Source organism: Anaerostipes stercorihominis (assembly GCF_057535655.1).
This window is the reverse complement of the sequence record NZ_BAAJCL010000001.1, coordinates 1-14,513: the sequence shown is the minus strand read 5'-3', so window position 1 is coordinate 14,513 and position 14,513 is coordinate 1. Positions and strand designations below refer to the sequence as shown.

The window sequence follows — 14,513 nt, the reverse complement described above, 5'->3', positions numbered from 1 at the left end:
CCCTCTCAGTCTTTTTCTTCCATTGCCCGGATCATCTGCTTAATCTCCGCAATGACTGTCCGCCCAATAGTTTTATCTTTCATCACACACATAATCGTGTCATCTCCTGCAATCGTTCCAACTACCCCTGAAATCTCTAACGAATCCAGCGCTGCGGCTGAAGCCATCGCCATTCCGGAAACGGTTTTCACCACAAGCATATTTTCTGCCAGTTCCATAGAAAGAATTGCCTCTGCCAGAATCCTTTGATATTTTTTCAATGTTTCATCTTCCGGATCCATCAAGCTGTAAATTTGACGTCCTTTTGCATCCGGCTTCTTAATCAGAGCCAGATCTCTGATATCACGGGAAATCGTAGCCTGTGTCGTCTGAAACCCGATGTTGTGAAGTCTTGACAGCAGCTCTTCCTGAGTTTCGATGGAATATTTTTGGATTAAGTCGATAATTGCCTGCTGTCTATTCTTTTTCATTGCTCCCACCAACCTTAATTCTTAAAATTTGATAAAAACTATCACCTTTTACTTTGATTACTTTGGCTCTCTTTTTTGAATTTTTTACTTGAAGGACATCCCCCGGCTGCAGCTTTCGTGCAACTTGTCCGTCAAATGTAACATAGGCCTCCTCAAGCTGTGTCTGCCGGACATTTTCTATATAAATTTCTATGTTGTCTTCCGGAGAAAGCACCATACTCTTCGCCTGCAAAGAATGAGGACAGATCGGAGTAATCACAATCACATTGGCTTTTGGATTGACTACCGGACCTCCTGCGGAAAGATTATATCCTGTAGAACCTGTGGGCGTGGAAATAATCACTCCGTCTGCCTCATAAATATCCAAAAGCTCATCATTTACCATAATCCGAAAAGAAATAATTCTCGAAAATCCACTCCTTGCAATCACAACATCATTTAAAGCCGGCAAGTGATCGGTTTCCTGATTTGCGTGAATGACTCTTCCATCCAACATCATCCGCTCTTCGATCTGAAATGTATCGTTTAACAGTCCGTCCAGACCTTCATAAAGCTGTTTCAGCTCAATTTCCGTAAGAAATCCCAGAGTTCCGAGATTTACGCCTACCATCGGCAGATCCTTTCCGGCTAAGAGTCTGGCTGCGTGCAGCATGGTTCCGTCTCCGCCTAATACAATCACACATTCTGTGTCTTTTGTAATGCAAGTCATATCTTCCTGAATGTGTCTTGTAAACTCGCACATTCGATGGCTGACGCCGCCGGACTGTTCAATATAATCCTGAATCTGTTTTGAAATCTCCAGTCCCGGATCTTTTTCCTCATTTGTCAAAATTAAAAAATTTTTCATGTCATTCCTTATTCTTTGCCAGATCCTGATGAGATGTTAAGACAATGGCTTCCATGTCCGTTCTCCCTATCTGTTTTTGTTCTTCTGTTGCTGTTTTCTGCATATGAAGCAGATATTCGATATTTCCCTCTGGTCCTTTAATCGGAGAATAATCCAAGTGCAGAAGCGAAAATCCACTGGCGTATGCAAAATCACAGATTTTCTCAATCACTTCCTCGTGCACCTTGGGATCTCTGACCACTCCCTTTTTCCCGACTTTTTCTCTTCCGGCTTCAAATTGGGGCTTAATCAGGGCTACAACCTGACCGTCAGATGTAAGAATCCGGTCCACTGCCGGTAAAATCTTCGTCAATGAAATAAACGAAACATCAATCGAAACAAAAGCTGCCTTCTCCTCGATGTCATCCTCCGTTAGATAGCGCATATTCGTTCTTTCCATACAGACTACCCGATCATCATTGCGAAGCTTCCAGTCCAGCTGACCATGTCCCACATCGACAGAATAGACCTTCACTGCACCGTTTTGAAGCATACAGTCTGTAAATCCTCCGGTGGACGCCCCAACATCCATGCAAACCTTTCCTTCCAAAGAAATGCCAAAGCGCTGCATTGCTTTTTCCAGCTTCAAGCCTCCCCGGCTGACATATTTTAAAGTTTTTCCCTTGATGACAATCTCCTGCTTTTCATCAAAGGACGATCCTGCTTTATCTTCTCGCTGCCCGTCCACAAAGACAATTCCAGACATAATGATTGCTTTTGCTTTTTCTCTGGAAGCAGCAAGTCCTTTTTTTACCAATAGTACATCTAAACGTTCTTTTTTCATGTATTATCCCTCAATCCACTGGCGTATGCATGCCGCAACATGTTCTCCGTCAATCTGAAGCATTTTTCGCAGCTCTGCGACGGACCCATGTTCCACAAACTGATCCTTAATTCCAATGGTTCTCACGTTTCCCTTATAATTATTTTCCAAAAGAAGCTGTGATACCATGGAGCCAAAACCGCCATGTAAAATTCCTTCTTCCAAGGTCACAATCAAAGAATACTGTTTTGACAAATCATATAACAGTTCTTCATCCATCGGTTTTATATATCTTGGATTGACCAATCCAATTTGATAACCATCTCCTTTGAGAATCTCTATCGCCTTCTGTGCCTCGGAAATCATGTTTCCAACCGCCAAAATCACAGCGTCTTTTCCTTCTTCTAAAATCTGACCTTTGCCATACTCTAAATCTTCCATGCGATCTTCATAGAGATGCCCCGCTTCTCCCCTGGAATATCGGATTGCTGTCGGTCCCTGAGGGTTCGAAAGTGCCGTTTGTAACATTGCCCTCAGTTCTCTTGCGTTGATAGGAGACATCACAGTCATATTTGGAATCATTGAAAGGTACGGAATATCGAAAATTCCCTGATGTGTCTCTCCATCCGCTCCTACCAGTCCGGAACGATCCAGACCAAAAATCACCGGATAATTTCCAATCGCCGCATCATGAAGAATCTGATCAAATCCTCTTTGCAAAAAAGTCGAATAAACCGCAAACACAGGTTTCAGCCCTCTGGCTGCCATTCCCGAACAAAAGGTCACTGCATGTTCTTCTGCAATTCCCACATCGTAAAAACGATCCGGAAACTGTTCCTGAAATTTCAAAAGCCCGGTTCCATCGGGCATTGCCGCTGTAACTGCCACTATTTCTGGATCTTTTTTTGCCATCTCCAGCAATGTCTCAGAAAAAATCGCAGTATTGGAAGCACCAGAGGACTTAGAAAGAACTTCTCCTGTTTTTAAGGAAAATGGATTGACTCCATGAAATTTCGCAGGATTTTGCTCTGCGGGCCGATAACCCTTTCCCTTTTTTGTCACAACATGAAGAATGATTGGCTCTTTTAGCTGTTTGGCTCGATTCAGTGTTTCAACCATCAGCGGAATATTATGTCCGTCTAAGGGACCGACATAAGTGATTCCCATATCTTCAAAATACATCCCCGGCACAAACAACTGCTTGATTGAATCTTTGGATTTTTTTAAAAAGGAAGCAACTCCTTTTCCGATTCTGGGAATTTTCAGCAAAGACTGCTCCACATTCCCTTTGAATTCCACATAGCCCTTCTGCGTTCGCACTTTATTAAGATACGCAGACATTCCTCCTACGTTTTCTGCAATGGACATCTTGTTATCATTTAAAATTACAATCAGATTTTTCTTTTCTTTCCGCAGCCTTGCCATATTATTTAATGCTTCATATGCCATGCCGCCGGATAATGCGCCGTCTCCGATCACAGCAACAATTGTCTCATCCGTCTGATGAAGATCTCTGGCTGTTGTAAGTCCCAGCGCAGCGGATAAGGACATGGAACTGTGACCGCTGTGAAAAGCATCACAGTCACTTTCTTTTCTCTTCGGAAACCCACTCATCCCTCCAAATTGACGCAGAGCTCCAAATCCTTCTTTTCGCCCCGTTAAAATTTTATGAACATAGGATTGATGTCCGACATCAAAGATCAACTGATCCTTCGGAAAATCTAAAACAAGGTGCAGCGCCATGGTAAGTTCCACAATTCCAAGATTGGAGGCAAGATGTCCTCCGGTACGACTGACATTTTTTAACAGAAATCGACGGATTTCCTTGGCAAGTATACGGTAGTCTTCCGGTTGAATTTGCTTAATATCATTGGGTTTATTAATATATTCCAGCATATTTCTCCTTTCTTCCGGTTTCTGATTCTATCCTGATTAATACGTCCGGTCTATCAAAAATGCTGCGAGACTGATAAGATAACCATCCTTCTGATATCTCTTCAAAATTTCAATGGCTTGTGCCGAAAGATCCTTCACATCTTTTTTCGATTGCTCCAGACCCTTTAATGTAACATAGGTTGTCTTATGATTTTTCTCATCACTTCCAACCGGCTTGCCGATTTTTTGTTCATCCCCAATTAAATCTAAAATATCATCCTGAATTTGAAATGCCAATCCAAGAAATTCTCCGCACTGTTCCATTTGAGCCACTTCATCTTCTGAAGCATTTGCAAGAATTGCACCGATCATCATACATGCCTCAATCAAGGCAGAGGTCTTATTCTTATGAATAAACAAAATCTGTTCCATGGAAAGTTCCCTTCCCTCCAGTTCTACATCAGCCACCTGACCGCCGATCATTCCGTAAATTCCCGGTTTTGAAGCCAGCACCTGAATTGCCCGAACCACGGAAAAAATCTGTGTTTCGTCTGCAAGGTCAAAAGACTTCGCCGCAGTCTCATAAGCATAATTTAGCAATGCATCTCCGGCTAAAATTGCCATATCTTCCCCGTAAACAATATGGCAGGTTTTCTGTCCTCTGCGATAATCATCGTTATCCAAAGCCGGCAGATCGTCATGAATCAGAGAGTAGGTGTGTATCATTTCAATTGCTGCCATAAATGGTTCAATGATCTTTCCTTCCCCATGGAACATGCGGAAGGTTTCTTCCATTAACATCGGACGCAAACGTTTTCCTCCTGCACGAACCGTTGTATTCATGGCGGTGAGCACTGTTTTTGATAACCCTTCAGGTTTTGGAAGATACTGATCTAAGATTGTCTCAATGTGCGTCGTCCTTGCTTTCATTTCCTCTTTAAAGTTCATCTTCTTTTCCATCCTTGTCTAATAGAATCAACTCTTTTTCCACTTTATCTAAGGAATTTTTACATTGTTTCATAAGGTTTACACCTTCGGTATATAATTTTACGGCCTCCGAAAGTTTTATATTCTCATTGCTAAGCTGTAAAAGAATTTGATCCAGCTGATCAAACCCCTGGTCTATGCTAAATTGTTTCTCACTCATAAGCTACTCCTTCGTTCTGTTTCTTCTACTCTGGCATGAATTTTCCCATCTGATACCGTCACGAAAATAGAATCTCCTTTTTTCACATGCCCTGCCGAAGACACCGGATTTTGATCGGAATCTTCCAGATACCCAAATCCGTTCATTAATTTTGCTGTTGGTGATAATCCGTGAAGCTTTCCTGTCAGCACTTCCAGGCGGTGCCGGTAGGCTGTGATTTTCTCTTTTATGCAGGACGACAGTCTCTCTTCCAGTTCATTGAATCGCATCCTCTGCTCCTGCAGCCGATATTGGGGATCATAATCTGCAAAGCTCCACTGATATTCCTTCAAGCGCATTTGATACCTCTGAAGAATTTGATTCCGCAAGGTTTGTAAAGTATAGACGCGACGCTCCAGTCCTTCTATGATTTCTCTTATATCCGGAACTGCAATTTCACATGCTGCCGTGGGAGTTGCCGCACGAAGATCCGCCGCATAATCTGCAATCGTTGTATCTACCTCATGTCCTGTTCCGGAAATAATCGGCGTTTTTGCTTCATAGATAGCTCTTGCAACATTTTCTTCATTAAAAGCCCATAAATCTTCCATGGACCCTCCTCCCCGTCCGACAATGATCGTGTCAACACCATAAGCGTCCAAAGCTTTAATCCCTCTTACGATGGTTTCTGAGGCCTTCTCCCCCTGAACCTGTGCCGGGTATAGAATTAACTGCACATAAGGATTTCTTCTTTTTGCCGTACTTATAATATCATGGATGGCAGCGCCGGTTTTGGCTGTAACAATTCCGATCTTTTGAGGATTCTTAGGAATCGGCTTCTTATGCTCATGATCGAACAATCCTTCCTCGTAAAGCTTTTGTTTTAACTGTTCATAGGCAATATAAAGATCCCCCATCCCATCCAGACGTATTTCGTCTGCATATAGCTGGTAACTTCCGTTTCTTTCAAAAACACTGACATTTCCACTGACGATAACTTCCTGACCGTCTTCCATGTCAAATTTTAATCCCTGATATCTGGAATTTGCAAACATTACGCAGGAAATTTGTCCGCCCTCATCCTTCAGAGAAAAATAAATATGTCCGGAGGGATGGTATTTACAGTTGGATACCTGCCCTTTAATGGAAATCCTGCGCAGTGCATAATCGCTCTGAAACATTCGCTTAATATAAGAATTGATCTGTGTTACGGAAAAAACTTTACTTTTCATCCAGATCTGTTCCTATCTGTCCTAAAATTCCATTAATAAAAGGAGCCGCCTTTTCATTGCAATATTTTTTTGCCAGTTCTACAGCCTCGTTAATTGCAACTTTTTTGGGCACCTGCGCATCCATGAGAATTTCATAGATTGCCAGCCTCAAAATTGATAATTCCGCCTTTCCCAGTCTCATCAAATTCCATGCTCTGGCATGTGCTGAAATCTCGTGATCCAAATCATCTAAATGTATCATCAGATCCATTACTTTTTCTCTGATTTCTTTCTGATGCTTTTCACAGATCTGCTCGTGCCCCTGAAAATAGAGTCGAATTTGCTCTTCAAATTCCTCTTTGTTACAGAATTCTGCCGCAAACAGAATTCTGAAAATGTGCTCTCTCATTTCACTTCTTGTCATTTGATTTCCTTTCTGCGCTACAAAGACGGAACTGCTGACAGTTCCGTCTGGCTTTCACTGTTTGATTCCGATTGTTTTTCTAAAAATCACCTATTCCTCTGCTGCAACTCCTGCTACCCGGACATTGACCTCACTGACTTTTAATCCTGTCATATTCTCAATTGCAGACTTTACACGGTTTTGTACTTTTTCAGATACCGCTGGAATGCTGACACCGTAATCCAGTTCCAGAGCAAGATTGACTCTTACATGGTGATTTTCCACGAACACCTTGACTCCTTTTGAAAGATTATTGACTCCAAGCTTGCTGACTAATTCGTTGGTAATGTTTCCGCACATTCTTGCAACACCCGTCACTTCTGTTGCTGCAATTCCCGCAATGACTGCAATAACATCATCCGCAATCTTCACTTCACCGAGCACACCCTGCTCTTTTATCTGATAACTACTTTTATTTTCCATAAAAAGCCTCCTGTACTTTTTGCATACTGATATAACTGATTATATCAAAAATGCGTTTCTTATTCAAACTTATTTTATGTAATGTTCTCCCGCCTCAAACATTTTTTACAGATTTTGTTCTAATCATCTGTTTTCATCGAAGTAATCACAACATCTTCCAGCTGACATCCTGTTTTTCTAACAACAATGTCTTCAATCTGGCTCCGCTCAACTTTGGACAAATCTTTTTTATTTACCAAAACGTCTACTTTTCCATTGCTGATGGTTACAATAGAATTTAAAAATCCTTTTGCTCCTAACAAGTTTTCTGATGCCGTTTCCATTTCCATTTGTTCTGAAAGCGTTGATAATTTATCTACGGCATCCTGTTTCACGCTGTCCTTCACTGTTTTATCCTTAATAATTTCCTGCAAAGTATCTTTTGCCTTGCTGTGCGTCTGTTCCCGTTCTAATTTTGCCTTGGCAACATAGTTGCTGACTTGGGCATTGGTCAAGACTGCTTCTCCTACGTCTGTAATGTCATCCTTTACTTCTCCTGCAGTTTCCTGTGCTGTATTCGACACTGTCTTTGTTTTCGTTTTTGTGGCTGAATCATATTTTCCGCTGTAATTTACATATCCGGCGGCGGCAATTATTACCGCCAATGTTGTAATAATCATCTGATTCTTTTTAAACAACTTCTTCATTTATGAATCCTCCATTTTTAAGACTTTTACTTTATAAGATGAAATATGAAAAAGAACAGAGACTGCCTCCACAATATTCTGGTTGACGACATCATTTCCTCCTCCCTGCGCAACCACAACCACTCCTTCCACTTCCGGCTCCACTTCCTTGATCACGTAAGGAACTTTTTCTCCATCTTCCTCCACCAAAACAGTTTCTTCCCCCTCCTTTACCGTTTTTTCTTTCTCTCCGGTGCTTTCTTCATAGGGACTATCTTTATTCACAACAGACTCTTTTGAAGCTTTTACTGTAATCATAACTTTTACTTCCCCCACTCCGGCTACATGCTGCAATGCCTTAACAAGTCTTTTTTCCTGCTTTTTTACATAGGCATCGGTGGAATCTTCAGATTCTGTTGCAGTTTCTGTTTTGGAAGTTTCTGTTTTCTCTCCTGAAGGAATACTTAAAAGGATCAGTCCAATTCCAAGTGCGAACAGTAACAAAAGCTTCTTCATTCCTATGGTTTCTATGAAATTTTGCAGTTTCTTTTTATCCATCATATTTCCTCTACTCACTTATATTTATATTAGAGCTTTTCACATTATAGAAGTTGGAAATCACGCTTTTTAATGCCTTTTCTTTTGATTTTATATGATCTGCCCTTACTGAAACCGAAGAAATTTCACCTTTGTCATCCAAAGAAACCTGAATTTCATCAGTCTCTATTTTATACTTCTTTAAAATCGTTTGAAGCTCCCGGCGAATCTGTCCTTCCTTCGCTTCTTTTGCGTCGTTTTCAAAAGAAAGACGTTCTGCGCTGGCTGCCATATTAGAAAATACGTCTTCTACTGTTGTTTCGTTCCCAAATAATCCAAAAATCGGACGAATCATAAGAGATATCAGCATAAATCCCGTAATCAGCCGTATATAAGGCCGATATTTGGACTGCCCAATCAACTGCTCCGCAAGCGTTGATAGAATCAAAAAAAAGATCATAGATTTTACAAACTTCATCTTCTATTACCCCGTGTAATAATTGACATTAGTTGAAAAAGCAATCATTGCGATGGATAAAATAAATAACATCGTCATTGTCAGAATCATCCGAAGCATCAGTTTTCCGCTTTGAATTACAGCATCCATAGCGCCGGTTACTCTTTTGTCCGATACTGGCTGCAGCAAAATTCCTGCCCCCATATAAGAAATTACAACGCAGGAAATTTCTAAAAGCGGCGGCACAACAACTACAAGAAGTACCAAAATTCCTGCGGCTCCGATACTGTTTTTTATCACAACCGCAGATCCGAGAATTGTTGTCATCACTGAATTCAGTCCTCCGCCGATTCCCGGAATTGCCGACATTCCTTTTTGAAGTGCCGTATTTTTCAGAGAATCCACCGCCGGAAGAATCATCGACTGTATCAGTTGAATTCCGAGGATCACCGATAAAAATCCTTTCATAAAAAGTTCTGCGGCAAACTCCAGCGTTTTGCAAAGTCTTGAAAAATGTTCTTCTTCCGAGAGATGATTGATGATTTTTAAAACAAATAAAATTTTAATCATAGGCAGAAGTATCATATTTGCCGCAGCAGACATTGCATAAATTAAGAGTAGATAAAATTCATAAACCGCCGTGGATGTACTGATACCGGATGTGGAGACAACCGCAATAGAATATGCGGAAATCATTCCTTTCATGTAATCCAACATAAGATCCACAAGATTTTGTATCGTTGTATTTAAATAAAAAAAGGAATTGGTCATTAATCCGATGAGAATAATATAGGTTACATAAAATGCCGTGTCTCCAGTACTCCCTTGAAAAAAAGAATCTGAAAGATTTTTAAAAATTGCAGCAATCAGCGCTGCGGCTATGATTTGTTTTAATACATTTTTCTGAATGAAAAAGTTGTTTTTCAGCTCTCCCAGAAGATGATCCGTTAAATCTTCCACAACTCCTTTTATATCTCCGGTCATTAATTTTTTTACTAGCTTTGTATAAGAAAGATCCGTTTCTTCTTTTAACGTTTGTTCTACCTCCCGGAGGGAATCTTCATTGAGCTCCTCTTTTGATGTCTGGGCAGCAGAGACAGAAACCGTGCCCAAAAGGAACCATAGAAACAAGATACAAATACTGATTTTTTTCATGAGCCATTTCCCAAAAGTTTTTGTACTGTTTGCAGCAGAGACTTAAAAATCGGCACACTTACCAACAAAATCGCCAATTTTCCTACAAATTCAATCTGTTTCCCGATGGAAGCCTGTCCTGCATCTTTACAGACATTTGAGGTAAATTCACATAAAAATGAGATCCCGATTAGCTTCAGCAAGATCTGAAAGTAACTCTTTGGAATTCCGGAATACTCCCGGATCGTTTCAAATACGTCAAGAATCTGCTTCATTTCCCGAAGCCCATAAACCGCCAGTATTACACTTGCAAACACTCCGATCACCATTCCGATTTCCGGACGAATGGCTTTCAGCTTCATGGCGGCCAAGCTTGCAACAATTCCAAATAAGGCTGCTTGTATCATATCATCCTCCCATCATCAAGAGATTGTAAAAAGCGTCTGCACACTTTCAAACAAATCATAAATATAAGGAATTACCCATGTTAAAACAAGAATCAACCCCGCCAGCGTCAGTAAAAATGCCTGCTCGTCTCTCCCGGAATGTTTTAGTACCTGTACAAGAATTGTCACGAGAATTCCAACAGCTGCGATTCTGAAAATAATATTTACACTCATTCCATCCCCCCTATATTAAGATAATTACAATGAGAAGACTGCATGACAATCCCAATGACCGGTACATTTTACAGTTTTTCATCACCTGATCCTTCATCTGAAAAATTTCATCCTCCAGCTGTTCAATCGCAAAGCCAATGGTTTTTTCCTGCATTTCTTTATCTAAATATCCTATAGTTTCCCCCATGGTCTGAATCGGTTCCAGAAACTTGTTTTCTAAAATTACCGGATTCAGATATTTCTCTAAAGATTCCTGCCACACAACGGAAAAAGATTCTTCTTCATAAGTTCCAAGTCTTCTTGCTGTTTCTTGTAAAAACGGCATAAACTCATCAGAAGCTTTTTGTGCAATTCTGCAAATTGCTTCCGGTAATGGTGTAAATCCATACCGTATTTCTCCCTGTAGAAGATACAGCATCCGCTTTAGTGCGATCCCCTGTTCCAGACGTTTCTGCTCTTTCTCTGCTTTCCGAAATCCAAAACAAATCCCGGAAAAAATCACAATCAAGACTCCTATTATTTTAATCATATAATACTGCTCCATTTTCATCTAAAATTTTCTCAATGGTTCCCGGCTTGCCATCTGTGCTTAACAAAACATACCTCTGAAACATCTTCTTTTGTAATACTTCATTGAGATAAGGATTCTTTGTCAGAGATTCCATATTCTTTCCATGAGCTGTGGCAACCATCGTACACCCTCGATAAGCACAAAAAAACAGGGCATCAATATCACTTTGGCTTCCGACCTCATCCACCGCAATGACTTGTGGAGCCATCGAACGGATTAACATATTCATCCCCTCATCTTTTGGACACCCATCCAATAGATCCGTCCGGATTCCCAAATCATTTTGAGGAATTCCCTGCCACGCTGCCCCGATTTCGCTCCTTTCATCGGCAACGCCAACCGTCTGTCCACAGTTTGAGATCAAACGAATCAAATCGCGAAGCATTGTCGTCTTCCCACATCCCGGCGGAGCTACAATCAGCGTTGGAAGTATCTTTCCCATTTTGGTGCAGTGATGATAAAGTTTTTCTGCACATCCTTTCACCTGATGAGCCACTCGAAGATTCAGACACGAAATATGTTTCATCCTCTGAATTTTCCCATGTTCTAAGGCTACAGATCCGGCAAGTCCCACGCGATGACCTCCGCGAATTGTCAGAAATCCCTGCTTCATCTGTTCCTCATACGCATACAATGAGTAATTACTGATATATTCCATAGCCTGTCTTAGTTCTTCCATGGACAAGATGTATGCATTATTTTTTTCAGATATCAACCCTCTCCTGTCCGATAAAAAATATTCTTTGTGCTGATATGTAACGATCACCGGACGCTGCGTTCTAAATCGAATCTCCTGAAGCTGGTCCCAATCTATATCAAAATGACTTAACAGATTTCGGATTCTAAGAGGAAGAATCCTTAAAATCTCATCTCCTTCTTTCATAACGATCCACCTCCAAATACCTGTATAATCAAATATATGGGGAAAGCCTTAAATTATGCATAAAAAGAGCAGATTCTTTTGATATAAGAATCTGCCTTTTTACTTGTAAGATGCGACAGGGAAAATTGTCACTTCTACTGTCATGATATCTACTGATTCCAAATTGCTTCTGCATCTACCGCAATCTTTTCACAATTTCTTCCCATCGTATCTTTCTTCTTTACATCTCCACCTTGCTGTTTTAAATATTTCACAATGTCGTTACTTTGTCTTGCGTAAGCCATTTGTATTGATGTCCATGAAAATTTATCATCTTCCTCCTTTACATATTTGTTAATATCCGCACCTTGTTTTACTAAATATTTCACCATGGCAAAATCGCCAATGTTCACAGCTGACTGTAACAATACCTCTTTCTTTATACTTTGTTTTAGTTTAGAATCTTCCATAAGCTTTACTACAATATCACTTCTTCCATTCCAAATTAGATTCTCCAGTTGATCTTCATCCGGTCTAGCTCCTTTCTTATACATCTTTAAATAAAAGTCCTCTGTACTATTTAAAGATAAACATGAAAGAATCTTATTTCCATATTTTTTTATGTACGTATTACGTTCTATGGTTTGTAAATATTGGAACTGATCTTCGCTACAGGCCTCAAACATAGAATATATTTCTGCTGCACTTGGATGATATCCTAAACGATTTAATGTTTCACATGATTTCCGATTACCGAATGCTGAAATAAATTCCCATGTTATGTTTTGACCGAATTCATTCATTTTTCTATAATCCACGCCTCCTTTTGCTGCTAAGTTTTGAGCATTCTCCAATTTCCCGCCAAGAACCGCATAAGAAACGGCATTCGCTTCATAATAATCTACTTTCTGATTTCCTTTTACCCCAATATTTAATAAATATTCAACAACTTCCACGTCATTACACATTGCCGCTATGTGCAACAGTCCTACTTTATCTCCATCTTTCCAAGAAAAATCGTATTCATACTGTTTTAATACTTTTAAAGTATCAACATTACAGTAAGCGCAAGCCAAAGCCAAAACAATTTCCTTCTCATTTTTCTTTACTTTTTTTTCTCTTACCAGACGCTGCAGCTGTACGTTATTTCCCAAAACAGCTGCTTTCACTGCTGCAGATATTTTTTGATGATCTCCGTTTCTTAATCCTATTTTTGCAACATATGGAGCAAAATAATATTGCATTCCCCAATTTTCTGTTTTCAGAAAATTGTTAAAAAAATCTGGATTAGTTTTTGCACCCGATGACAACAATCTATTTATGATCGCTTGCTTTTGATCAAAATCTTTTAATCGAATATCATTTACCGCACATTGTAAAGGGAAAGTATCTTCGTCGCCTTTTAAGTTAACGTCAGCTCCTTCTTCTATCATTAACTCCGCTAATGAAAATCTGTTATTCACCAATGCCCAGCATAAGTTTGTGTTCTTATCAACCCCTTTTTGATTTACCATCGCGCCTTCTTTGATCAGTAACCTGCATATTTCTAACTGAATTTTCTGGCTTTCAATTTCTCTAACAGCAAGTTCTAAAGGCGTTCTCCGATCTATGAACCCCATTCTCTTATTCACTATAGATTTATTTTTTTTTAATGCTTCTTTCACTCCTTGAAGATTCGGCTGTAAAATAGAATCCTTTAATTGCCTTTGTGCCACTCCTTCTTTTCTTTTACAGCCTAAAACTACACAGGAAATAAGTATTAAAGTACAAATAATCGTTAATATTTTTTTAAGGTATAATTTCATTCGCCCTCCTATTATTCAAAAATTTCACCAAAATCTTGCTGATTTTTTCTATCTGACAGTTGAAAAAATAATTCCTTTGATCCGCTGCACATATACTCATGAGAGATTGTTCTTAAAACGATATCTGAATTTCTTATAAAATATATATCAATCCAATCTGCAATCTCATAGATATTCGGATACCGCTTCAGAACTTTTAAGCTTTCTCTTGTGCAAGAGAAAAAATACCAGTTATCTACTAATATATAGCCTTTTTTACCTTTTTTTCTCGGAAGTGGTGTTCCGTGTTTTCTGCATAAGCGACTTTCTAAAAAAAACTCTTTTAAGTATTTAAACACCAGACAGTTTTTTATTTCCTCCTCTTCCCGGAGTCTCTCCTGTTCGTTTTTTACTTTTTCTAATGGTATCACTAGGACAAATCTATCACATTTATTTTGGAGTATTTTAAAAACCTCATTCTTTTTTGTCAGCAATAGTTTATCCATATCAAAATCGCACTTATTTTCAAACTCCATATAATTCATTTCAACCACGTATGACCTTTATGAACACTGAGATTCAAACTGAAACGTCCCCGCTAGCATAGACACCCAAAACGAAAGGATTCTATCCAGTTCTTAGTTTTTCTTGATTTTTCTCGTTTTT

Annotated in this window: 19 protein-coding genes; all 19 read right to left on the bottom strand. The window is 39.7% G+C overall.

Annotation, left to right across the window (positions count from 1 at the left end; translation table 11 throughout):
- Positions 1-5 precede the first annotated feature (5 nt).
- The 19 genes from argR to AC27EF_RS00005 all read right to left on the bottom strand — a co-directional run bounded on the left by argR (position 6) and on the right by AC27EF_RS00005 (position 14,383).
- Entirely contained in the window at positions 6-470 is a 465-nt protein-coding gene (gene argR / locus AC27EF_RS00095; RefSeq protein WP_487108134.1) for an arginine repressor, read from the bottom strand.
- Positions 457-1,317, bottom strand: a complete 861-nt coding sequence (locus AC27EF_RS00090; protein ID WP_487108133.1) for an NAD(+)/NADH kinase — start codon at positions 1,315-1,317, stop codon at positions 457-459. The genes argR and AC27EF_RS00090 overlap by 14 nt, the downstream gene beginning before the upstream one ends.
- A gap of 1 nt (position 1,318) precedes the next feature.
- Positions 1,319-2,140: a TlyA family RNA methyltransferase gene (locus tag AC27EF_RS00085; RefSeq protein ID WP_487108132.1), complete on the bottom strand. Its 822-nt coding sequence runs from the start codon at positions 2,138-2,140 to the stop codon at positions 1,319-1,321.
- Between the two features lie 3 nt (positions 2,141-2,143).
- The gene (gene dxs, locus AC27EF_RS00080) at positions 2,144-4,015 is read right to left on the bottom strand and encodes a 1-deoxy-D-xylulose-5-phosphate synthase (RefSeq protein ID WP_487108131.1); all 1,872 of its coding nucleotides are present in this window, start codon (positions 4,013-4,015) and stop codon (positions 2,144-2,146) included.
- Positions 4,016-4,051: 36 nt separating this feature from the next.
- Positions 4,052-4,942: a polyprenyl synthetase family protein gene (locus AC27EF_RS00075; protein WP_487108130.1), complete on the bottom strand. Its 891-nt coding sequence runs from the start codon at positions 4,940-4,942 to the stop codon at positions 4,052-4,054.
- On the bottom strand, positions 4,932-5,141 hold the full coding sequence (gene xseB, locus AC27EF_RS00070; protein ID WP_487108129.1) for an exodeoxyribonuclease VII small subunit: 210 nt from the start codon (positions 5,139-5,141) through the stop codon (positions 4,932-4,934). Before xseB ends, AC27EF_RS00075 begins: the two co-directional genes overlap by 11 nt.
- A complete protein-coding gene (xseA, locus tag AC27EF_RS00065; RefSeq protein ID WP_487108128.1) occupies positions 5,138-6,352 on the bottom strand; it encodes an exodeoxyribonuclease VII large subunit in 1,215 nt (404 codons plus the stop codon). The genes xseB and xseA overlap by 4 nt, the downstream gene beginning before the upstream one ends.
- Positions 6,342-6,755: a transcription antitermination factor NusB gene (gene nusB, locus AC27EF_RS00060; protein WP_487108127.1), complete on the bottom strand. Its 414-nt coding sequence runs from the start codon at positions 6,753-6,755 to the stop codon at positions 6,342-6,344. Before nusB ends, xseA begins: the two co-directional genes overlap by 11 nt.
- Positions 6,756-6,845: 90 nt before the next feature.
- Positions 6,846-7,217 carry an Asp23/Gls24 family envelope stress response protein gene (locus AC27EF_RS00055; RefSeq protein ID WP_487108126.1) on the bottom strand — a complete coding sequence of 124 codons (372 nt, stop codon included), beginning with the start codon at positions 7,215-7,217 and terminating at the stop codon, positions 6,846-6,848.
- A 119-nt stretch (positions 7,218-7,336) separates the two neighbouring features.
- On the bottom strand, positions 7,337-7,903 hold the full coding sequence (locus AC27EF_RS00050; protein WP_487108125.1) for a SpoIIIAH-like family protein: 567 nt from the start codon (positions 7,901-7,903) through the stop codon (positions 7,337-7,339).
- Entirely contained in the window at positions 7,904-8,443 is a 540-nt protein-coding gene (locus tag AC27EF_RS00045; RefSeq protein WP_487108124.1) for a SpoIIIAG-related protein, read from the bottom strand.
- A gap of 7 nt (positions 8,444-8,450) precedes the next feature.
- Positions 8,451-8,897 (bottom strand): stage III sporulation protein AF, encoded by a 447-nt coding sequence (locus AC27EF_RS00040; protein ID WP_487108123.1) that lies wholly within the window; start codon positions 8,895-8,897, stop codon positions 8,451-8,453.
- Between the two features lie 6 nt (positions 8,898-8,903).
- Entirely contained in the window at positions 8,904-10,031 is a 1,128-nt protein-coding gene (locus AC27EF_RS00035) for a stage III sporulation protein AE (RefSeq protein WP_487108122.1), read from the bottom strand.
- Positions 10,028-10,417 (bottom strand): SpoIIIAC/SpoIIIAD family protein, encoded by a 390-nt coding sequence (locus tag AC27EF_RS00030; protein WP_487108121.1) that lies wholly within the window; start codon positions 10,415-10,417, stop codon positions 10,028-10,030. Before AC27EF_RS00030 ends, AC27EF_RS00035 begins: the two co-directional genes overlap by 4 nt.
- Before the next feature lie 15 nt (positions 10,418-10,432).
- Positions 10,433-10,630 (bottom strand): stage III sporulation protein AC, encoded by a 198-nt coding sequence (gene spoIIIAC, locus AC27EF_RS00025; protein WP_216436275.1) that lies wholly within the window; start codon positions 10,628-10,630, stop codon positions 10,433-10,435.
- A gap of 10 nt (positions 10,631-10,640) precedes the next feature.
- Positions 10,641-11,159, bottom strand: a complete 519-nt coding sequence (gene spoIIIAB / locus AC27EF_RS00020; RefSeq protein WP_487108120.1) for a stage III sporulation protein SpoIIIAB — start codon at positions 11,157-11,159, stop codon at positions 10,641-10,643.
- Positions 11,152-12,084: a stage III sporulation protein AA gene (spoIIIAA, locus tag AC27EF_RS00015; RefSeq protein WP_487108119.1), complete on the bottom strand. Its 933-nt coding sequence runs from the start codon at positions 12,082-12,084 to the stop codon at positions 11,152-11,154. The genes spoIIIAB and spoIIIAA overlap by 8 nt, the downstream gene beginning before the upstream one ends.
- 149 nt (positions 12,085-12,233) lie before the next feature.
- On the bottom strand, positions 12,234-13,868 hold the full coding sequence (locus tag AC27EF_RS00010) for an ankyrin repeat domain-containing protein (protein ID WP_487108118.1): 1,635 nt from the start codon (positions 13,866-13,868) through the stop codon (positions 12,234-12,236).
- A gap of 11 nt (positions 13,869-13,879) precedes the next feature.
- On the bottom strand, positions 13,880-14,383 hold the full coding sequence (locus AC27EF_RS00005) for a hypothetical protein (RefSeq protein WP_487108117.1): 504 nt from the start codon (positions 14,381-14,383) through the stop codon (positions 13,880-13,882).
- Positions 14,384-14,513: the final 130 nt, after the last annotated feature.